The following is a 20,596-nucleotide window of genomic DNA, read 5'->3' as shown; positions in this document are numbered from 1 at the left end:
CGGACTGGCGGTCCGGATGGGACCGGAAACAGCAGCTATGCCCGTGCCGCGTCCATGTGGATGCGCACCTGGAGTCCATGGCCGAAAGGGGACGCGAGCAGTTCGATGCGGGCGCCATGCAATTCGATCGCACGCTGGACGATGCTGAGTCCCAGGCCGTAGCCTGGGGATTCACTGTCGGTGGCACGCTGGAAACGCTCGAAAACCACGTCCCTGCGGTCTGCAGGGATGCCCGGACCGTCATCGCAGATGGCGATGACGGTCTCGCTGCCCACCACATGGATCGACACTTCGACGCGACCGTCCTGGTCGGTATAGCGCAGCGCGTTTTCGATCAGGTTGCGGAACATCGCCGTCAGGGCCGCCTCGTGGCCCTGCACCCACAGCGCATCCACATCGTGGTTGAGGCTGAACGCGATGTCTTTCTCGGCAATCACCGGCGCCAGCTCCTCGATGACTTCGGTGGCCAGGGCGATCAGGTTCAGGCGCACCCGCTGCTGCGAGGCGGCCCCCGCTTCAAGCCGCGCGAGTGCCAGGATCTGCTCGATCCTGCGCGCCAGCCGCGTCAGGCTCTGCTGCGCGCTGTGCAGCGTGAGCTCGATCTCGCCGGGACTTTTCGCAATCAGGGCGTTTTCGATGTGGATCATCGAAGCGGTCAGCGGGGTACGCAGTTCGTGCGCCACGTCGCTGGCAAACCGGTGCTCGCGCTCGATGGTGTCTTCCAGCCGTTCGAGTTGCTGGTTCAGCGTCACCACCAGTGGCGTGATTTCGCGCGGCGTGTGATCGACCGCGACCGGCTGGCGACTCCCCGGCGTGCGCGTTGCCAGCTGTTCCGTGAGCAATGCAAGCGGGCGCAGGCCGCGCTTGACGGCGAGGCCCGCCAGCAGCGCCAGCAGTGGCAGGCCGATCAGCAGCGGAAGACTGTGCTCCATGACCAGCGCGCGGGTGATTTCGTTGCGGTTGTCGTAGCGTTCGCCGATGCGTATGACCAACCCCGACTGGTTCTTCAGGGTGAAGATGCGCCATGCCCGATCGTCCAGCCGAAGGTCGCGGAAGCCGCGCTCATCGGTCGACGGTGCTGGCAGATCGGCGAAATTGGATGTGGCGGCGAGCAGCTTGCCGTCGGCGCTGTAGGCCTGGAAACCCACCTCGGGTTCATAGTTGCGCTTGTGCACGCGCACCATGACGGCGCTATGCAGATTCTCCGCGCTCAGCGCGATATCCGGCGAGCCTGGCAAGGTGGACGACGGCAGGTGTTCGAGCAGCGACCCCACTGTACGACCAGCCTGCGCCAGCCGGCCGTCGAGCAGGTTGCCCATCTCGCGCAACTCGCGCTGGTAGCTCAGCACGCCCAGCGGAATCAGCACGCCGACCTGTACGGCGATGATCAGCCAGGTGAGCCGGGTGCGCAGGCTTGCGGCTTTCATTCGGGCTGCTTCATTCGGGCTTGTTCATCTGGGTTCGCGAGGAATCATGTAGCCGATGCCGCGCACGGTGCGGATCGCTTCCGGGCACAGCTTGCGCCGCAGCCAGTGCACCTGCACCTCGATCGCATTGCGTTCCACCACGGTGTCCAGCCCGTAGACAGAGTTCTCCAGTGCCTCGCGCCGGACGATGTGGCCGGCATGTTCCATCAAAGCCTGCAACAGGGCGAATTCGCGTCGGGTCAGACTGATCTGGTTGCCGCGGAATTCGACCTCGGCCGTGGCCAGGTTCAGACGCATGCCGCCGGCCTCGATCAAGTTCTCGGCGAGGCCACGCACGCGGCGCGTGAGCGAACGGATGCGCGCCACCAGTTCGCCGACGTGGAAGGGCTTGACCAGGTAGTCGTCGGCACCGATATCCAGGCCGCGGATACGTGTTTCCAGGGCGTCGCGCGCAGTCATCACCAGGATCGGCGTCTTCACGCCATCCCGGCGTGCTTCAAGCAGCACGTCCATGCCGTCCATCCCGGGCAGCCCCAGATCCAGCAGCACGAGGTCGGCGGTGGGATCGCGCAACGCACGGGCAGCTTCCTTGCCGTCACGCAGCCAGGTCACGGCGTAGGACTGCTGCGCCAGCGCATGCCGGATCGCCTCGCCCAGCTGGTTGTCGTCTTCCACGAGCAGTATGTGCACGTCGGTCACCTGTGAGCCACGACCCGGCTATCGAGCCATTCCGGCGCATTCTGGACAACCAAGCTTGTCGCTACCTTTAATTCGACGATGCGAGTCAGCGGTTGTCCAGCGTCGCTCCGGTCAGCAGGCCGCGTGCCAGCATGCTGCACTGGCGCCGGTACAGCAGCAACTGCCACTGGCGACCGCCCACCTGCCGCCACAGCACGGCCGAACGCACCGCGGCCAGCAGATTGCTGCGCACCTTTTCCACCACGGCCGGCAACTGCAACTGCTGGGGATCGCCACTGACCATCACGCGAGGCCTCAAGGTGGACAGGGTGGATGCATACAGTTCGGCCAACCGGGTAGTGACCTGGCTCGAATTCTGGCCAAAATGTTCGACTTGCCGCTGCGCGGCGACAATGCCTTGCTGCAACTTGTTCAGCAGCTCCGGCCGGCCCGACAGGCTGCGTTCCAGCCGCATCACGGTCACCACCATGCGGGTCACCGCCATGTCGCGGTCGCTTTCGTCGAGCTGGGCAATCAGGTTGCGCAGGCCGATCCTGACGTTGGAGATATTGCCGTAGACGCCGACCACCGAGGGCGCGTCGATGCGGAACACGCTGGCCACGCTGGCTTCCATCGCGCCTTCGTCGCAGCGACCCTCGTTGGCCAGTTGCTGTGCCAGTGCGCAGGCCTGGAACAGGCCGGCGAGGGAGAGCACGCGCTCTTCATTCATGGAAAAGATTTCAAGCACGAGGTTGCGATTCTCTTGCAGTGGACGTGGGGGAGGGGATGAATGTCGGTGCCAGGCCGCCGTAAGGCGCATCGGTGGCGGCGATCACGGCGCCGCCGAGACAGACCTCGCCATCGTAGAAGACCACGGATTGTCCCGGTGTGACGGCGCGTTGCGGTTCGTCGAAATATACCTCGAGGCCGTCGCCCAGCACGCTGACAGCGCAGACCTGGTCGGACTGACGGTAACGGGTCTTGGCGGTGCAGCGAAAGTGCGCGCCCGGCGCCGTGCCGGCGACCCAGGTCGGTGTTTCCGTGTGCAGCCGCTGCGAGTACAGCCAGCGGTTCTCGCCGCCCTGGGCCACGTACAGCACGTTCGCCGGCACATCCTTGCCGACCACGTACCACGCCTCGCCGCCGGCACCGTGACGGCCGCCGATGCCCAGTCCGTTGCGCTGGCCCAGGGTGTAATACATCACGCCCTGGTGCTCGCCGATCAGTTCGCCGTCGGGCGTGCGCATCTCGCCGGCGCGGGCCGGAATGTACTGGGCGAGGAAGCTGCGGAAATCGCGCTCGCCGATGAAGCAGATGCCGGTGGAATCTTTTTTCGCATGCGTCGGGAGTGCCGCCTCGCGGGCGAGCTCGCGTACGCGCGGCTTCTCGATTCCGCCCAGTGGAAACAAGGTAGCGGCGAGTTGCTGCTGACCCAGCGCATGCAGGAAATAGCTCTGGTCCTTCGCCGCATCGACCGCACGCAACAGGCGGTAGCGACCTTCGCGACAATCCACGCGGGCGTAGTGGCCAGTGGCGATCTTGTCGGCACCCAGTGCATGGGCCTCGTCAAGGAAGGTCTTGAACTTGATCTCGCGATTGCATAGCACGTCGGGATTCGGTGTGCGCCCGGCGCGGTACTCGGCGAGGAAATGCTCGAACACGCCATCCCAGTAAGCGGCGGCGAAGTTGCGGGCATGGAACGGAATGCCGAGCCGGCCACACACGGCTACGGCGTCCTTGCGATCGGCGTCGGTGGTGCACGGGCCGACACGGTCATCCTCCTCCCAGTTCTGCATGAACAGACCTTCGACTGCGTAGCCGGCCTGCTGCAGCAGCAACGCGGCGACCGAGGAGTCGACACCGCCGGAGACACCAAGCATCACTTTCACCTTGGGTCACCTTCCGGCAGCCAGCTCAGCGTATCCAGCGACAGTCGCTGGCCGGCCAGCCACGCGTCGATGCTCAGTAGCACCATCGGGCTGCGCAGGCGATCACCCAGTGCAGCGATTTCGGCACGGGTGAGCCACAGCGCGCGGTGGATGTCGGTATCCAGCGGGCGATCCGGATCGTGGCTGAGCGCGCGGGCGGCGAAGCTGAAACGCACGATGGCATCGCCATGTTCGGTGCTGCGCCACTGGTGCACGCCGATCAGGTGCTGCAACTCGACCGTCCAGCCGGTTTCCTCCAGCGTCTCGCGCCGGGCGGCGGCCGCAAGACTTTCGCCTTCGTCGAGATGGCCAGCCGGCTGGTTGTAGGCGAGCCGGCCATTCACTTCTTCCTCGACCATCAGGTAGCGGTCACCGTCGGCTACCACGCAGGCTACGGTGACGTGCGGGCGCCAGACTTCGGTGGAGAGAGGGGAATCGGACATGGATACGGCAAGGGGCTGGAAAAGCGGCCATTGTGCCATTACCTCTGTCCGGGCATAGCTGCGGCCGCGCATCCACGGCGGCGTATACTTCGTACCAGAGCTCGATTACCCAAGAAACCATGGCCCACGAACCCGAACATGAGCACGACAGCGGCCGCGGACTGGCGCTGGAAACCGCCAAGCCTGAAGTGGCGCGACCACCGCTTTTTCAGGTGCTGCTGCTGAATGACGACTTCACCCCGATGGATTTCGTGGTCGAGGTGCTGCGCAGTTTCTTCAATCTGGACCAGGAGCAGGCGGTACAGGTGATGTTGCACGTGCATACCCGTGGACGGGGCGTGTGCGGCGTATTTACCCGCGAGGTGGCCGAGACCAAGGTAACCCACGTCAACGAGTATTCACGCTCCCATCAACATCCGTTGTTGTGCACTATGGAAAAGCTCTGAGCGACCCCATTTCGTGCTCATCGCGGCGCTGAAGGCCGCTCAACATTGCAAGCGGAGACGATCCGAATGTTCAGCAAGGATCTGGAAGTCACCATCGGCCATTGCTACAAGCAGGCCCGCGAACAGCGCCATGAATTCATGACGGTGGAGCACCTGCTGCTGGCGCTGACCGAAAACCAGTCGGCGGTAGGCGCCCTGCGTGCCTGCGGCGTGGATCTGCCACGGTTGTCGAGCGAACTCGAACGCATCATTGCCGAGACCGTGCCGGTGCTGCCGCATGGCGACGAACGCGATACGCAACCCACGCTGGGCTTCCAGCGGGTTTTGCAGCGAGCGGTGTATCACGTGCAGTCCTCGGGGCGGAAAGAGGTCACCGGTGCGAACGTGCTGGTGGCGATCTTCGGCGAGAAGGATTCGCACGCGGTGTATTTCATGCACCAGCAGGAAATCACCCGTCTCGACGTGGTCAATTACATCTCGCACGGCATCGCCAAGATCGGCGACGAGCCGGCGGCCGGCGTGTCCGGCGGCAGCGAGCGTGAAGGCGAGGAAGGTGGCGAGCCGAAGGGCAATCCGTTGCACGAGTTCGCCAGCAACCTCAACGAACTGGCGCTGGAAGGCAAGATCGACCCGCTGATCGGGCGTGCCGACGAGATCGAGCGCACGATCCAGGTGCTTTGCCGCCGGCGCAAGAACAACCCGCTGTATGTCGGCGAGGCCGGCGTGGGCAAGACGGCATTGGCCGAAGGTCTGGCCAAGCGCATCGTCGATGGCGAAGTGCCGGAAGTGCTGGAAAGCGCCACGATCTGGTCGCTGGATCTCGGCGCGTTGGTCGCCGGCACCAAGTATCGCGGCGACTTCGAGAAGCGGCTGAAGGGTGTGATCGCCCAGCTGAAGAAGCAGCCGGGCGCGATCCTGTTTATCGACGAGATCCATACGATCATCGGCGCCGGTTCGGCGTCGGGCGGTACCATGGACGCCAGCAACCTGATCAAGCCGATGCTGGCTTCGGGCGAGCTGCGCTGCATCGGTTCGACCACGTTCCAGGAATACCGCGGCGTGTTCGAGAAGGATCGTGCGCTGGCCCGGCGCTTCCAGAAAATCGACGTCGTCGAGCCGACCGTGGCCGACAGCATCGAGATCCTCAAGGGCCTGCGCTCGCGCTTCGAGGAGCATCACCACGTCGCCTATACCAACGAGGCGTTGAAGGCCGCGGTGGATCTGTCGGTGAAGCACATTCCCGACCGTCTGCTGCCGGACAAGGCGATCGACGTGATCGACGAGGCCGGCGCACGTCAGCGGCTGCTGCCGGTGGATCAGCGTACCGGCAAGGTCGATGTCACCGAGGTCGAGTACATCATCGCCAAGATGGCGCGCATTCCGGCCAAGCAGGTATCGGCGTCGGACCGCGATGTGCTGCGCAACCTGGAGCGCAATCTCAAGATGGTGGTGTTCGGCCAGGATCCGGCGATCGAGGCGCTGGCTGCGTCGATCAAGATGGCCCGTTCGGGGCTGGCCGATCCGTCCAAGCCGATCGGCTGCTTCCTGCTGGCCGGTCCCACCGGCGTGGGCAAGACCGAGGTGACCAAGCAGCTGGCGATGCAGCTGGGTATCGAGATGATCCGTTTCGACATGTCCGAGTACATGGAAGGGCATTCGGTGTCGCGGCTGGTCGGCGCGCCTCCGGGCTACGTCGGTTTCGACCAGGGCGGCCTGCTGACCGAGGCGGTGACCAAGCATCCGCATGCGGTGTTGCTGCTGGACGAGATCGAGAAGGCGCATCCGGATGTGTTCAACATCCTGCTGCAGGTGATGGACCGTGGCGTGCTGACCGACACCAACGGCCGCGAGGCGAACTTCAAGAACGTGGTGGTGGTGATGACCACCAACGCGGGCGCGGCGCTCGCTTCACGGCGCAGCATCGGTTTCGTCGAACAGAAGCACGAATCGGACGCGATGGAAGTGATCCGCCGCATCTTCACGCCGGAGTTCCGCAACCGGCTCGATGCGATCATCCAGTTCAGCGCGCTCGACTTCGAACACATCCTGCGCGTGGTCGACAAGTTCCTGATCGAGCTGGAAAGCCAGTTGACCGAGAAACAGGTGAGCCTCGACGTGGATTCCGAAGCCCGCCGCTGGCTGGCAGAGCACGGTTTCGACCCGCAGATGGGCGCCCGCCCGATGGCGCGGGTGATCCAGGAGAAGGTCAAGCGTGCGCTGGCCGACGAATTGCTGTTCGGCAAGCTGGCCGAGGGTGGCAAGGTGCACTTGAGCGTGCGCGATGGCGAGTTGCGGGTCGACTGCGAAGCGACCGAGAAGATGCCGGCCGTGGTCGAGCCCGGCTGAGTCGAGCCACGCCGAGTCGGTTCGTGAAATGACGGGCAAAGCAAAGGCGGCGCATTGCGCCGCCTTTCGTTTCCCGCACCTTCGTATCGGATCTTTCCCGCTGCGTCTCAGCGCATCAGGGTTGGACCGGATTACTTCATGCGATACGTGATACGACCCTTGCTCAGGTCGTATGGGGTCATTTCGATCTTGACCTTGTCGCCGGTGAGGATGCGGATGTAGTGCTTGCGCATGCGGCCGGAGATGTGGGCGATGATCACGTGCCCGTTCTCCAATTGCACACGAAACATGGTGTTGGGCAGGGTCTCCTGGACCGTGCCTTCCATTTCGATGACGTCGTCTTTGGCCATGTGTTCCGGGGTTCACGCACAGCCGTCATGGCTGCGTAAGCCGACGATTATGCCACGGATTGCGGTTCTGGTTAAAGAAACATCAAGCAGCGTCCTGAAGCCATTCAGCGCCTCCTGGCGGCGATCAGGCGAAATGTTCGTCCAGCTTGCGCCGGATCTCCTGCTCGACCATGCCTTTCAGCGGCGACAGCATCAGGCCTAGTTCGGCCCTGACCTGAATGGTGTCGCTGCTGACCGCAATCGTGCCGCTGACGCCTGGGCGCGAAAAGCGCAGGGTATCACCGTGCCATTGCCCTTCGATGCCGAGCTTTTCACGCATCCGTTCGGCGACCTTGTCGACCACCGCACGGGCCTCGGCAATCGACAACTGGTGCGGGCGGTGGATATCGATACTGGGCATGGCAGCCTCCGGGAAAACACCCATCTTAATGCCACGCGGCTGCATGCTAGAGTTTCGTGGTCTTTCTCCGTGGTTGATCCATGCGTATCGAATTTCCCAATGCGGCTCGTGAGGATTTCCACTGGACGCAGACGCAGTTGCGCATCGGTAGTGCATCCGACAACGATCTCGTGCTGGCGACCAGCCAGACCGCGCCGCATCACCTGCGGATCCAGCAGGATCGCCGTGGCTGGGTGTTGCAGGTACTGCCGTCAGCCGGTCGCATTTACGTGAATGCACGACCGGTGCGCGAGCGTGCGCTGCTGCGTGCAGGTGATGTGGTCAGCGTGGGGGACTCCCGCATGCTGTTGCGTGCCGATGTGGATCCGGCGCTGCGCCCACCGCTCGGCGTGCCGGAACAAGGGCGCTGCACGGTAGCCTTGCGTGCCGTGGCTGGCCCGTTGTCCGGCAGGGTATTGCCGTTACGGGACAGTCTGGAATTGGGCCCGCAGGGATGCTGTCCGCTGGAGCTTCCGCAGGGTGAGGCAGCCGCGCTGCGCCTTTTCTGGCAGGACGGACAGCTGCTGCTGGAGGCCATCCAGTCATCCGCACGCCATCCACTGCGGGTCAATGGCGTCGCTGCGCAGAAACTGGCACTGCAGCCGGGTGACCAGATCGGTCTGGCGATGCACCGCTTCGTGGTCGACGGGCCGGGAATGGAGCCGGAACCGGAGATCGTGATGCCCGAACTGCCACCGGAACACCTGCCGGAAGAGGCAGCCGGCCCGATCGGCGAAGTGTGGTGGCTGATCGTCACTGCTGCCGTGCTGGCACTGGGTATCGCACTGGTGCTGCTGATCCGCTTCTGAACCTGCCATGTTGCAGTTGACCGCGTCGTGCTGCGCCGCGCCATAATGCGTGGACCATCATGACGGGATGCGAGAGCACGTGAGCAGAGTCTGGAATTTCAGCGCCGGTCCGGCGGCGTTGCCACTGGCGGTACTCGAACGTGCCCAGCGCGAGATGCTGGACTGGAACGGCAGCGGCGCCTCGGTGATGGAGCAGTCCCATCGTGGCAAGCGCTTCATCGAGATGGCGGCACAGGCCGAAGCTGATCTGCGCGCCTTGCTGGCGATTCCTGCCGATTACGCCGTGCTGTTCCTGCAGGGTGGCGCGACTCAGCACTTTGCACAAATCCCGATGAACCTGGCCGGTGCCGACGACCGCGCCGACTACATCGTCAGCGGCCACTGGAGTGCGAAGGCAGTCAGCGAGGCGGCACCGTATCTGCAGGTGAACGTGGCTGCCAGCGGTGAGGCCGACCACTATCTGAAACTGCCGGCACGCGAAAGCTGGCAGCTCGATCCGCAGGCTGCCTACGTGCATTACACACCGAACGAGACAATCCACGGCGTGGAATTCCACGATATCCCCGATGTGGGCGCCGTGCCGCTGGTGGCAGACATGTCGTCGAACATCCTGTCCGAACCGCTGGATATCTCGCGCTTTGGGCTGATCTATGCCGGCGCGCAGAAGAACATCGGGCCATCCGGCCTGGTGGTGATGATCATTCGTCGGGATCTGCTGCAGCGGACGGGCCGGCCGATGGCGAAGATTTTCCGCTATGCCGAGCACGCGGCGAACGATTCGATGCTCAATACGCCGAATACCTGGGGCTGGTACCTGGCCGGGCTGACTTTCCAGTGGCTGAAGGAGCAGGGCGGTATCGCCGTGATCGGCGAGCGCAATCGCGCCAAGGCCGAGCTGCTGTATCAGGCCATTGACGGCTCGGGCGGCTATTACCGCAGTCCGGTGGCCCTGTCGGCGCGTTCACGCATGAACGTGCCGTTCACCCTGCACGACAGTGCGCTGGACGCAGTATTCCTGGAGGAGTCGGAGGCTGCCGGCCTGCTCGCGCTGAAGGGGCACAAGGCCGTCGGCGGCATGCGCGCATCCCTGTACAACGCGGTGCCGCTGGAAGCAGTGCAGGTGTTGACGACCTTCATGAAGGATTTTTCCCGTCGGCACGGATGATTGGCCATGGAGGCTGCATTTCGGGCATGATGCCTGTCCATCATTTGGACTTCTTTACTTCCAGGCGGCTAGCGCATGACCGATCCAAAAACATCGCTGAGCGAGATGCGCGAGCGTATCGACAGCATCGACCGACAGATCCAGCAGCTGATTTCCGAGCGCGCCAATCATGCGCAGACGGTGGCGAAGGTGAAAGGCTCGGGGCTTTCGGCGATCGACTATTACCGTCCCGAGCGCGAGGCGCATGTGTTGCGCATGGTGGTGGACCGCAACAACGGCCCGTTGTCCGATACCGAGATGGTACGCCTGTTCCGCGAGATCATGTCCTCCTGCCTGGCGCAGGAAGATCCGCTGAAGATAGGCTTCCTCGGGCCCGAAGGCACGTTCAGCGAGCAGGCGGTGCGCAAGCATTTCGGCCACGCCGCCTATGGCCTGCCGCTGGGCAGCATCGAGGAAGTGTTTCAGGAAGTCGCCGCCGGCCATGCCGATTTCGGCGTGGTGCCGGTGGAGAACTCCGGGCAGGGCATGATCCAGGTCACGCTGGACATGTTTCTCACGTCAGCAGCCACCATCTGCGGTGAAGTGGAACTGCGCGTGCACCAGTGCCTGCACTCGCAACCGGGCAAGCTGGAGGATGTCAGGCGCGTCTATGCGCACGCGCAGTCGCTGCAGCAGTGCAAGACCTGGCTACGCATCAACCTGCCGGGCGTCGAGTGCATCGCAGTGAGCAGCAACGCCGAGGCGGCCCGGATGGCGCGGCACGCCGACGATGCAGCCGCCATCGCCGGCGAGACCGCGGGCAAGGTCTACGGGCTCAAGACCGTGGCGCAGGGCATCGAGGATCGCGCCGACAACACCACGCGCTTCCTGGTGATCGGACGTTCGCTGTTCCCGCCGTCCGGCAACGACCGCACCTCGCTGCTGATCACCGTGAACGACAAGCCCGGCGCGCTGTACGACGTGCTCAGCCCGTTCGCCAAACATGGTGTCAGCTTGAACCGGATCGAGTCGCGGCCGGCGCATACCGGCAAGTGGCAGTACGCGTTCTTCATCGACGTCTCCGGCCATATCGACGACGCCACCTTGCAGGCGGCCGTGCAGGAGATCGGTGAATCGGCGGCCACGATACGCGTGCTGGGTTCCTACCCGGTGGCGTTGCCCTGATCTGCGCGGAGAACTCTGCTTGAATCGTCTCGACTGGAATAGCCAACCGGGCCAGCCGCTGCACGGCAGTGTGCGCGTGCCCGGCGACAAGTCGGTATCGCACCGCGCATTGATGCTGGCCGCGGTTGCCGAAGGGACATCGCATATCCGTGGTTTTCTCGAAGGTGAGGACACCCGCGCCACGGCGGCGGTGCTGGCGCAACTCGGCGTGTGCATCGAGACACCGTCGGCGGGCGAACGCGTGGTCCATGGCGTCGGCCTGCATGGTCTGCGTGGCACGGTGCAACCGCTGGATTGCGGCAATGCCGGCACTGGCATGCGCCTGCTGACGGGCTTGCTGGCGGGGCAGGCATTCGACAGTACCCTGGTCGGCGATGCCTCGCTGTCGAAGCGACCGATGCGCCGGGTGACCGATCCGCTGGCGTCGATGGGTGCTCGCATCGACACACACGAGGGTTTGCCGCCGCTGCATGTGCATGGTGGCCAGCCATTGCATGGCATCCATTACGAATTGCCGGTGGCCAGCGCACAGGTGAAGTCGGCGCTGTTGCTGGCTGGGCTCTACGCCGCTGGCGAGACCGAAATCATCGAGCCACACCCGACCCGCGATTACACCGAGCGCATGCTGGCCGCGTTCGGCTGGCCAATGGATTTTTCGCCGGGTCGCGCGAAGCTTGGTGGTGGGCATGCTCTGCGCGCCACCGATGTGGACGTGCCGGCCGATTTTTCCTCGGCAGCATTCTTCCTGGTCGCCGCCAGCATCGTGCCGGGTTCCGTACTGCGGCTGCCGGCAGTCGGCCTCAATCCGCGCCGTACCGGGCTGTTGCAGGCGTTGCGCCTGATGGGTGCCGACATCACGGTCGAATACGAGCGCGAGGCCGGCGGCGAACCGGTCGGCGATCTGGTCGTACGTCATGCGCCGCTGCACGGCATCGAGCTGCCGGAGGCGCTGGTGCCGGACATGATTGATGAGTTTCCCGTGCTGTTCATCGCTGCGACCGTGGCCAGCGGCCGCACCGTGATTCGCGGCGCCGCCGAACTGCGCGTGAAGGAGTCGGATCGGATCGCGACGATGGCTGCTGGCCTGCGCACGCTCGGGGCGGCGGTCGAGGAAACCCCGGATGGCGCCATCATCCATGGCGGCCGGCTCGGCGCCGGCACGGTGGAGAGTCACCTCGACCATCGCATCGCGATGAGCTTTGCCGTGGCCGGCCTGGTTGCCGGTGGGCCGGTGCGGATCAACGACTGCAGCCATGTCGCCACCTCATTCCCGGGATTCATGGAGCTGTCCAACGGCTGCGGCTTCGCCTTGCAGAAAATCGACTGAGCTGCATTCGGCTGCATGTATTGTTGTGGGCAGATTTGTCATCCGTCCCAAGGTCTCGTCATGTCCAACGCGGTCCCTCCGTTTATCGTCGCCATTCCCGCACGCTACGGTTCGACGCGGCTTCCGGCAAAACCCCTGCGCGAAATCGGCGGCGTGCCCATGGTGGTGCGCGTGGCCGAGCGTGCGTTGCAGGCCGGTGCCAGCCAGGTAGTAGTAGCCGTCGACGACCAGCGTATTGCCGAGGCCCTGGCCGGGCAGCGTGTGGACATCTGCATGACGCGCAGCGACCATGCTTCGGGCAGCGATCGGCTGGCCGAGTGCGCAGCGCATTACGGGTGGGCCGACGACAGCATCGTGGTGAACCTGCAGGGCGATGAGCCATTCGCGCCGGCTGCCGGCATCCGCGCGGTAGCCAAGGCGCTGGCTGACGACCATGCGCCGATGGCGACGCTGGCAACGCCGATCATGGATGCCGAGGAGTTGTTCGATCCGAACGTGGTGAAACTGGTGCGTACCGCAAACGGGCGTGCGTTGTATTTCAGCCGCGCCCCGCTGCCATGGGCTCGTGACGCCTTTGCCACGAATCGACATGCCTTGCCTTCCGGCTCGCCATTCCTGCGGCATATTGGCATTTATGCGTACCGTGCCGGTTTTCTTGCGAACTACACCCGTTTGCCGCGCACGCCGCTGGAGCAGACCGAATCACTGGAGCAATTGCGTGTGCTCGAACATGGCCATGCGATTGCGGTGCGCCTGACCCCGGAGCCGTTCCCGCCAGGCATCGACACCGAGGCCGATCTCGAACGTGCCGAGCAGTGGTTGCGCACGCACTCGTGAGCCGCCATATGGGTGGCATCGACTGCAGTCGCTAGAATGCCGCCATGCCATCCACGCAACCACCACCCTTCGACGGCAAGGCCTTCGTCCGCACGCTGACGTCCTCGCCCGGGGTCTACCGTCACTTCGATGCGGCCGGCGAACTGCTGTACGTCGGCAAGGCCGGCAATCTCAAGAAGCGCGTCGGCAGCTATTTCCTGAAGCCGCGGATGGAACCGCGCATCGCTGCGATGGTGGCGCAGATCGCCCGCGTCGAGATCACCGTGACGCGTACCGAAGGCGAAGCGTTGCTGCTGGAGTCGCAGCTGATCAAGTCGCTGAAGCCGCGCTACAACATCCTGCTGCGCGACGACAAAAGTTACCCGTACATCTACCTTTCCAGCGGCGAGGACTATCCACGGCTGGCGTTCCATCGTGGCGCGCGCAACCTGCCAGGGCGCTACTTCGGACCGTATCCGAGTACCTACGCGGTGCGCGAGAGCCTCAGTCTGATGCAGAAGCTGTTCAAGGTGCGCCAATGCGAGGACAGCTATTTCCGCAACCGCTCGCGGCCGTGCCTGCAGCACCAGATCGGTCGTTGCACCGCGCCGTGCGTGCAGTTGATCAGTGTCGAGAATTACCGCAGTGACGTGCGCCACGCAGAGATGTTCCTTGAAGGGCGCAGCAACGCGGTGATCGACGAACTGGCCGAGGCGATGGAGCAGGCCAGCAAGTCGCTCAACTTCGAGCGTGCAGCCGTCCTGCGCGATCAGGTGGCTGCGTTGCGCCAGCTGCAGGCGCAGCATCACGTGCACGGCGCCAGTGCCGACATGGACGTGATTGCCTGCCGCATCGAATCGGGCATGGCCTGCATCAGCGTACTGTTCTTCCGCAACGGCATCAGCCTCGGCACCCGCGACTTCTTTCCACGCCTGCCACTGGATGCCGAGCCGGCCGACGTGCTGGCCCAGTTCATCGCGCAGTACTACCTCGACCGGCCGGTACCGCGCGAGCTGATCCTTGGCGAGCCGATTGCCGATCAGGACATCCTGGCTGAACTGCTGGCCCAGCAATCCGGCCATGCGGTCGAGCTGAAATCCAGCGTGCGCAGCGATCGCGCGCAATTCCTGCAGATGGCCGAGCGCAATGCGCAGGCTTCGCTGACAGCCCGGCTGGCCAGCCGGCAGACGCTGGGCGCACGCTTCGACGACTTGCAGAAAATACTCGAACTGACTGTATCGCCACGCCGCATCGAGTGCTTCGACATCAGCCATACCATGGGCGAGGCGACCGTCGCCTCGTGCGTGGTGTTCGGCCCCGAGGGGCCGGAGAAGTCGAATTACCGGCGCTTCAATATCGCCGGGATCACGCCCGGTGACGACTACGCTGCCATGCATCAGGCGCTGACCCGACGCTTCCGCAAGGTTGCCGAAGGCGAGGGCGTCCGCCCGGACATCCTGCTGATCGACGGCGGCAGCGGGCAGGTGGCGCAGGCACTGGATGTGCTGCGGGAACTCGGTGTCACGGGTATCGAGGTGGTCGGTGTAGCCAAGGGGCCGGGGCGTCGTGCGGGCGAAGAAACCCTCGTGCTTGCCGACTCCGGGCGAGAGCTGCATCCAGGCTCGTCATCCCCCGCCTTGCATCTGGTTGCCGCCGTACGCGACGAAGCCCATCGCTTTGCCATAAGCGGTCATCGCAAGCGGCGCGAGAAGGCGCGTGAGCGCAGCGTGCTGGAGGACGTGCAGGGAATCGGAGCACGTCGGCGCTCGGCGTTGCTGAAGGCGTTTGGCGGCCTTGCGGGGGTGGAGGGTGCCGGTATCGAGGAGCTGATGCAGGTCAAGGGTATCGACCGCGGCCTGGCCGAACGCATCTACGCCAGCCTGCATGGCTGAACGCGCGCACTCGCTTTCACTCGTTGATGCCGCACCGGCGTGCGACACTGTGGCAAATTTTCGGAACGAATCATGCGTATCAACCTGCCGACCTGGCTGACCCTGTTTCGCGTTGCATTGCTGCCGGTCATGGTGGTGGTGTTCTATGCGCCATTTCGCGGCCACAACATTACGGCAGCGATCGTGTTTGTGCTGGCGGCGGTCACCGATTGGCTTGATGGTTACCTGGCACGCCGGATGAACCTCACTTCGGCGTTTGGCGCATTCCTCGATCCGGTGGCCGACAAGCTGATGGTTGCGGTGACCTTGTTCCTGCTGGTGCAGTCGCATCCCAGCACCGGCTGGTCCGGCATCCTGATGGCGGTGACCGCGGCGGTGATCGTGGGACGCGAGATCAGCGTGTCGGCGCTGCGCGAATGGATGGCCGAAATCGGCATGAGCGCCACCGTCAAGGTGGCCCTGGTCGGCAAGCTCAAGACCGTGATGCAGATGGTTGCCCTGGTGGTGCTGATCGTGCAGCACGAAAAGGACGCCACCGCCCTGCGCCTGTATCACATTGGCGAGTTTCTGCTGGTGTTCGCCGGCGTGCTGACCATCTGGTCCGGCCTGTACTACCTGCGTGCTGCATGGCCGACCCTGCGCGGTGATACGACGACGGGTCACCACTGACAGCGCATGGACTTGACGACCGGCATTCACGTATTAGAATGCGCGGCTCCGATGCGGGAATAGCTCAGTTGGTAGAGCACGACCTTGCCAAGGTCGGGGTCGCGAGTTCGAGTCTCGTTTCCCGCTCCAGTTTTTCAGCAAAGCCCTGACCTGTTCGGGGCTTTGTTGTTTTCGGGGATCGGCGGCATCAAGAACAGGAATCGACAAAACGCTGTCACGGGTATTCACAACTGTCATCGTTCTGCTATCATTGACGGCTCCGATGCGGGAATAGCTCAGTTGGTAGAGCACGACCTTGCCAAGGTCGGGGTCGCGAGTTCGAGTCTCGTTTCCCGCTCCAGTTTCAGGCAAAGCCTCGGTCCACCGGGGTTTTGTTTTTTCAGAGGCAAGCTGCGATCCTAGCGGTCGCAATGCGCCAAGCAATGGCCTGGTGGCAGAGTGGTCATGCAGCGGACTGCAAATCCGCGTACGCCGGTTCGATTCCGACCTAGGCCTCCATTGCGCAAAGGCTGTCACAGCCCTCGAAACCCGCCGCAGGCGGGTTTTTTGTTGCGGTGACTGCCCGATGGCGTCCAATGAGCACAGGGGAAGCACGCCGCTTATCGCCGGGCTTCCTGCGACGTCGTGATTTGCAACCGGAGAATCCGGCGCAGTTCCAGGATCGCGGCGGGGGTTTCCTGCACGCTGTGCCATGAGGGGATGGCGAGTTCGGAGTCGGCGCCGTCGAGGTGCGCACTCTTGTAAGGGACCACGCCGTCGTTGCTGTCCTGCAATGGTCCCTTCGATTTGTAGACGCCGACGATGGTGTGATAGCGCACCCGCGGCGATATCGGCAGGTTCGTGGCAGCAACGATGAAGGGATCGGTATCGCTCAGGTTGTCGATGCTGTTGGGTATGCGCAGGGGTGAGCCCTTGTTGGTATCGTCCTTCAGCAGGTCGGAAAGGCTCGCCATTTCCTTCAGCACGCTGACCGGCAGGCGGACCAGGTTCGCGATCAGGCGTGCCAGCCGATGCTGCGCGTAGGGCGTCCCGCGATGCGGCGTGGCCAGGAACACGGCACGGGTCACCTGCGGCATCGGCGTGAACTGTAGATAGGGCGCGAGACGTTCGTGCAGCTTGGCTCGTCTGGCTGGCGACAGATTTGCGCGTGCCGGAACCAGGCTCCACAGCCGGTCACCGCTGGAGGACACCAGCAGGCGCGCAATCAGGCCACCCATGCTGTGCCCGATCAGCACCATGTTATGCGACGCACGTGCGTGGCCGGACGGGTCGAAGTGCCGAAGCGTGGCATCCAGTGCCTTGCGGATACCGGCCAGGTTGACTGCGACCGGTGCGTTGGTAGGGTAGTAGACCTCCCACACCTGATAGTTGCGGCGCAGTTCCTCGTCGCCCATGACTTCATTCGCCACATTGATCCAGGCCTCGGGGCTGCTGCCCAGCCCGTGAAGCATCACCACGATCAGGCGATTGGGATCGTAGGGCTGCATCATCAGCACGCGCGGTGTCGTGATGCCGCCCTCGCGACCCAACAGGGAGCGGATCGACTGACTGGCAAATCCCGAGCGAGCCAGCCAGACGCCATAAGCAGCGGTAAAGTTGGCGCCCAGCGGTACGGTGCGGCCGGCGATCGTGATGATGCCATCGCGGTAGGGGTCACGCACCAGCAGCCTTACCTGTCTCGTCGCCAGTACTTCGTCCAGCGTCGCGCCATCGAAGACCAGGGCACCCGTCATCGAAACATAATCGGGCTCACGCCAAGGCACGTCATCGGCGCGTGCTTCCGGTGGCGCAACGGCGACGAAATCCGAACCGAAACCGTCCCGCTGATAGATGCTGCGCAGCCCCTTGAAACGCAGGTCGGCGGCCGGAAGCAGTTCGGCCGGCACGCTCGCGTCATCCGCCAACCGCACATCGGTCTGCGGACGCATCACCGTCCAGCCGGCCAGTGATGTCCGGGTCCACTGCGTGCCGAGCTGGGGAAGTTCCTGGAAGAAGCGGCTCACTGCCCGTTGCACGGCGAAGTTGTAGAAGCCGATCACCTGCACCTGCCTCAGCGCGAATGCGCGATCGGCGGGGGATCGTGCGGTGTAGAACAGATAGGCGTACGCATAGCGCGCGGACTGCAGGAACGCGTCGAGGGTCTGGTCATCCATTGCGGCACCGGCCTTGGCGTGATCGGTCCCGATCGCTTTGCCAAGCCAGAGCTCGGCGAGGGCAGACAGCCGCTGCTCGTCGTTCAACCCCGGCGAATGCGCAACGGTTTCCGTGCAGGTGACGAACTCACGCTGGCAGCTGTCGACCGTCAACGCCACCACGGTGAGTGCCTGCACCGAACGGTCGCTCAGGCGACCGGCACCGACCACATCCGCGCGTCGTTCATTGATGTAGTCGTGTGGCTTGACGTGACTCACGTCGACCATCGCGCAGCCATGCAGGCAGAGCAACCCGACCATGGCGGCGCATCGCGGGATCCGGGCGTGCGTTCCACGTTTCATGCTGCGTCACGTCCATTCAGCCGGGTGGTTGCGGGATTGTAGCCGTGGGGAACAAGTGCATGGGCGAATCGTGCGAGTTCGGGCAGGCGTGGCCGCACATTGTCTTCGCTTGCCCAAAGCGGCACGCTTGAACCATCGAGCAGCCTGTCGGGAATGAAATGACGAACAAGCTCCGGATGATCGGCAGGATCGCAATCATCGTCGCCATGATGCTGGTCACGTTCTGTTCGGGCGTGTGGGCGGCCCTTGCGCTCTGGTATCAGTTGCCGGGCAATCTGATTGGCCGGACGATCGGTAGTGCGGTCTGGGTGATCGTGGTGATTGCCCTCGTCACGCTCGCGATCGCCCGTCGCAGCTGGCTTCCGCTGGCCGCCTACGCGGCCATCTACGCGTTGCTGCTGGTCTGGTGGGCGAACATTGCGCCATCAAACAACCGCCTCTGGGCGGATGACGTATCCCGACTGCTCACCGGCACGGTGGAAAGGAGCCAGGTCACCCTCCACAACGTGCGCGACTTCACCTGGCATGCCGACGACAACTACGACGCACGCTGGGAAACCCGTCGCTACGATCTGGACCAGCTGGTCTCGGCCGATGCCGTGCTCTCCTACTGGGGCAATGCGGCAATCGCGCATGCGATGATCTCGTTCGGTTTTGCCGACGGCAGCCACGTGGTGTTCTCGGTGGAAATCCGCAAGAAGCGTGGCCAGCAATACTCGGCCATCGGCGGTTTCTTCAAGCAGTTCGAGACGATTCTTGTCGCCGCCGATGAACGCGACATCATTCGCGTCCGTACCAACGTGCGTGGCGAGGACGACTACCTGTATCCGTTGCGCATGGACAAGCCTGCCATGCGTGAGCTGTTCCTATCCTACGTACGGGTCGCGAACCGGCTGGCAGTCACGCCGGCGTTCTACAACACGATCACATCGAACTGCACGACGATCGTCTATCGCATGGCCCGGCAGATCGACCCCGGTCTGCCTTGGCACATCGGCCTGCTGCTGACGGGCTATCTGCCGGAATACCTGTACAAGGTAGGCGCGCTGGACCAGGGCATGCCCATCGCCGAACTGCGGCAACGCGGCCGCATCACCGAGAGAGCCAGGAACAGCAAAGTCGGTGACGATTTCTCCGGGGTGATCCGAGGCGGCATCGACGAGCCGCACCCGTGACACGGCGCAATCACCAGGCAGGTATCTGACCACATTTGTCGATTGACGAGGATCGAGTCGGTCAGGAGCACGGGCCGGCGAACAGCCGCAAACGAAAGGGCCAGCCTCATGGCGGGAGGCTGGCCCTGAAATGATCAAGCAGCTTTGTCAGGCTTGCGGGGCAGCGTCGTTCGCTTCCTCTTCGCCTTCCTCCTTCTTCCCGACCATCGACTCGAGCGCGCCGGCGCCCTTGAAGCCGGCAACCGCCGCCAACCCCTTGGTCAGGAGACCAGCATTCGGATCGAGTTTTTCCGCGCCTTCAACGGCAGCCACTGCACCTGCGACTTCACCCAAAGTATCCAGAATTCCCATGACGACCACCTCGCTGGTTGGAAGATTCCAGCATGCCGCGAATAGGGTTAGTGCAGGGTGAATGCGGGCGAAGCGAAGCTTGCCGCGACCTTCGCAAAAAAATGTTACGAGGCTGCTGATGCCGGAACTGGCGTCTTCACCGGGGACGCAAGGCGATCCTATTCATCCATCCCTATCAGTCCCTCGATATCAATCTCGGCCGAAAACAGGCCACGATGCATGGCCTCGGCACGAGTCAGCAGTGGCCGGTCCGAAGTGTTGGGTACCAGGCCGATTTTCTTGATGGCACCATCCCGGCTCACTTCGTATCCGGCATGGTCGTACTTGATCTCATAGGTGTACCGCTTTCCCTGAAAGCGCGTGTACGTTGTTTTCTCCATGTCTCTTGCTCTTGCGTCTTGCTCTCGCCAATGGTCCATGCCGGCATGATTTTCATGTGTGCATGTTGGGATTCATGCAGCAAAAAACTTGCCAAAGCAGCCTTGAGCAGGCAACCGGATGGCAACCTTCGTACTATTGCGGTCGAACGATGATCCGCTGGTATCGGCTTGTTCATCGGGCCGGCGAGTTGTCAGGGGGCAGGGCCAAACTGCGTCACAAAGTGCCCGGACAGGCTCGAATCAGGCAGCTGGTACTCATGCCGCACTGGGTAGGCACCATGATCGAAGCTGCGGCA

20 protein-coding genes and 3 tRNA genes are annotated in these 20,596 nt (G+C 63.6%); 13 read left to right on the top strand and 10 right to left on the bottom strand.

The window, feature by feature from the left end; genetic code table 11:
- Positions 1 to 35 precede the first annotated feature (35 nt).
- From B0E50_RS12955 to B0E50_RS12935, 5 genes are all read right to left on the bottom strand, one after another.
- Positions 36 to 1,427 (bottom strand): ATP-binding protein, encoded by a 1,392-nt coding sequence (locus B0E50_RS12955; RefSeq protein WP_077441670.1) that lies wholly within the window; start codon positions 1,425 to 1,427, stop codon positions 36 to 38.
- A 24-nt stretch (positions 1,428 to 1,451) separates the two neighbouring features.
- Positions 1,452 to 2,117: a response regulator transcription factor gene (locus B0E50_RS12950; RefSeq protein WP_077441998.1), complete on the bottom strand. Its 666-nt coding sequence runs from the start codon at positions 2,115 to 2,117 to the stop codon at positions 1,452 to 1,454.
- A 94-nt stretch (positions 2,118 to 2,211) separates the two neighbouring features.
- On the bottom strand, positions 2,212 to 2,835 hold the full coding sequence (gene hflD, locus B0E50_RS12945) for a high frequency lysogenization protein HflD (RefSeq protein ID WP_077441668.1): 624 nt from the start codon (positions 2,833 to 2,835) through the stop codon (positions 2,212 to 2,214).
- Positions 2,836 to 2,845: 10 nt separating this feature from the next.
- Positions 2,846 to 3,994, bottom strand: coding sequence for a tRNA 2-thiouridine(34) synthase MnmA (mnmA, locus tag B0E50_RS12940; protein ID WP_077441666.1), 1,149 nt, complete (start codon positions 3,992 to 3,994; stop codon positions 2,846 to 2,848).
- Positions 3,991 to 4,476: an NUDIX hydrolase gene (locus tag B0E50_RS12935; protein WP_077441997.1), complete on the bottom strand. Its 486-nt coding sequence runs from the start codon at positions 4,474 to 4,476 to the stop codon at positions 3,991 to 3,993. The genes mnmA and B0E50_RS12935 overlap by 4 nt, the downstream gene beginning before the upstream one ends.
- A gap of 119 nt (positions 4,477 to 4,595) precedes the next feature.
- On the opposite strand from B0E50_RS12935, the gene clpS reads away from it, so the two are divergent.
- Positions 4,596 to 4,922 carry an ATP-dependent Clp protease adapter ClpS gene (clpS, locus tag B0E50_RS12930; RefSeq protein ID WP_007808959.1) on the top strand — a complete coding sequence of 109 codons (327 nt, stop codon included), beginning with the start codon at positions 4,596 to 4,598 and terminating at the stop codon, positions 4,920 to 4,922.
- Positions 4,923 to 4,988: 66 nt separating this feature from the next.
- A complete protein-coding gene (gene clpA, locus B0E50_RS12925; protein ID WP_077441664.1) occupies positions 4,989 to 7,268 on the top strand; it encodes an ATP-dependent Clp protease ATP-binding subunit ClpA in 2,280 nt (759 codons plus the stop codon).
- Positions 7,269 to 7,399: 131 nt separating this feature from the next.
- Here the strand turns inward: clpA and infA are convergent, their stop codons facing one another.
- Positions 7,400 to 7,618: a translation initiation factor IF-1 gene (gene infA, locus B0E50_RS12920; RefSeq protein WP_007508585.1), complete on the bottom strand. Its 219-nt coding sequence runs from the start codon at positions 7,616 to 7,618 to the stop codon at positions 7,400 to 7,402.
- Between the two features lie 124 nt (positions 7,619 to 7,742).
- Positions 7,743 to 8,018: a polyhydroxyalkanoic acid system family protein gene (locus tag B0E50_RS12915; protein WP_077441995.1), complete on the bottom strand. Its 276-nt coding sequence runs from the start codon at positions 8,016 to 8,018 to the stop codon at positions 7,743 to 7,745.
- Positions 8,019 to 8,098: 80 nt separating this feature from the next.
- Between B0E50_RS12915 and B0E50_RS12910 the strand changes: the two genes are divergently transcribed.
- The 10 genes from B0E50_RS12910 (at position 8,099) to B0E50_RS12865 (ending at position 16,397) form a co-directional block, all read left to right on the top strand.
- Entirely contained in the window at positions 8,099 to 8,866 is a 768-nt protein-coding gene (locus B0E50_RS12910; protein WP_077441663.1) for an FHA domain-containing protein, read from the top strand.
- A 79-nt stretch (positions 8,867 to 8,945) separates the two neighbouring features.
- Positions 8,946 to 10,031, top strand: coding sequence for a 3-phosphoserine/phosphohydroxythreonine transaminase (gene serC, locus B0E50_RS12905; protein WP_077441661.1), 1,086 nt, complete (start codon positions 8,946 to 8,948; stop codon positions 10,029 to 10,031).
- Positions 10,032 to 10,106: 75 nt separating this feature from the next.
- The gene (gene pheA, locus B0E50_RS12900) at positions 10,107 to 11,195 is read left to right on the top strand and encodes a prephenate dehydratase (RefSeq protein WP_077441660.1); all 1,089 of its coding nucleotides are present in this window, start codon (positions 10,107 to 10,109) and stop codon (positions 11,193 to 11,195) included.
- Between the two features lie 19 nt (positions 11,196 to 11,214).
- Positions 11,215 to 12,522, top strand: a complete 1,308-nt coding sequence (aroA, locus tag B0E50_RS12895) for a 3-phosphoshikimate 1-carboxyvinyltransferase (protein WP_077441658.1) — start codon at positions 11,215 to 11,217, stop codon at positions 12,520 to 12,522.
- Positions 12,523 to 12,582: 60 nt separating this feature from the next.
- The gene (kdsB, locus tag B0E50_RS12890) at positions 12,583 to 13,359 is read left to right on the top strand and encodes a 3-deoxy-manno-octulosonate cytidylyltransferase (protein ID WP_077441657.1); all 777 of its coding nucleotides are present in this window, start codon (positions 12,583 to 12,585) and stop codon (positions 13,357 to 13,359) included.
- A 44-nt stretch (positions 13,360 to 13,403) separates the two neighbouring features.
- On the top strand, positions 13,404 to 15,230 hold the full coding sequence (gene uvrC / locus B0E50_RS12885) for an excinuclease ABC subunit UvrC (protein WP_077441655.1): 1,827 nt from the start codon (positions 13,404 to 13,406) through the stop codon (positions 15,228 to 15,230).
- Positions 15,231 to 15,302: 72 nt separating this feature from the next.
- The gene (gene pgsA / locus B0E50_RS12880; protein ID WP_077441653.1) at positions 15,303 to 15,899 is read left to right on the top strand and encodes a CDP-diacylglycerol--glycerol-3-phosphate 3-phosphatidyltransferase; all 597 of its coding nucleotides are present in this window, start codon (positions 15,303 to 15,305) and stop codon (positions 15,897 to 15,899) included.
- A 53-nt stretch (positions 15,900 to 15,952) separates the two neighbouring features.
- Positions 15,953 to 16,028, top strand: a tRNA-Gly gene (locus tag B0E50_RS12875).
- A gap of 135 nt (positions 16,029 to 16,163) precedes the next feature.
- Positions 16,164 to 16,239, top strand: a tRNA-Gly gene (locus B0E50_RS12870).
- An 84-nt stretch (positions 16,240 to 16,323) separates the two neighbouring features.
- Positions 16,324 to 16,397, top strand: a tRNA-Cys gene (locus tag B0E50_RS12865).
- A 101-nt stretch (positions 16,398 to 16,498) separates the two neighbouring features.
- Here B0E50_RS12865 and B0E50_RS12860 read toward each other — a convergent pair.
- Positions 16,499 to 18,352, bottom strand: a complete 1,854-nt coding sequence (locus tag B0E50_RS12860) for an alpha/beta fold hydrolase (RefSeq protein ID WP_254427280.1) — start codon at positions 18,350 to 18,352, stop codon at positions 16,499 to 16,501.
- Between the two features lie 200 nt (positions 18,353 to 18,552).
- On the opposite strand from B0E50_RS12860, the gene B0E50_RS12855 reads away from it, so the two are divergent.
- Positions 18,553 to 19,569, top strand: a complete 1,017-nt coding sequence (locus B0E50_RS12855) for a DUF4105 domain-containing protein (RefSeq protein WP_254427279.1) — start codon at positions 18,553 to 18,555, stop codon at positions 19,567 to 19,569.
- Between the two features lie 147 nt (positions 19,570 to 19,716).
- Here the strand turns inward: B0E50_RS12855 and B0E50_RS12850 are convergent, their stop codons facing one another.
- Both B0E50_RS12850 and B0E50_RS12845 read right to left on the bottom strand, forming a co-directional pair.
- Positions 19,717 to 19,920 carry a hypothetical protein gene (locus B0E50_RS12850; protein WP_077441649.1) on the bottom strand — a complete coding sequence of 68 codons (204 nt, stop codon included), beginning with the start codon at positions 19,918 to 19,920 and terminating at the stop codon, positions 19,717 to 19,719.
- Between the two features lie 158 nt (positions 19,921 to 20,078).
- Positions 20,079 to 20,300, bottom strand: a complete 222-nt coding sequence (locus tag B0E50_RS12845) for a hypothetical protein (protein ID WP_077441647.1) — start codon at positions 20,298 to 20,300, stop codon at positions 20,079 to 20,081.
- Between the last annotated feature and the right edge of the window lie 296 nt (positions 20,301 to 20,596).

The sequence above is a fragment of the Rhodanobacter sp. C01 genome (assembly GCF_002001045.1).
GTDB lineage: Bacteria > Pseudomonadota > Gammaproteobacteria > Xanthomonadales > Rhodanobacteraceae > Rhodanobacter.
This window is presented reverse-complemented; position numbering and strand designations above follow the sequence as displayed.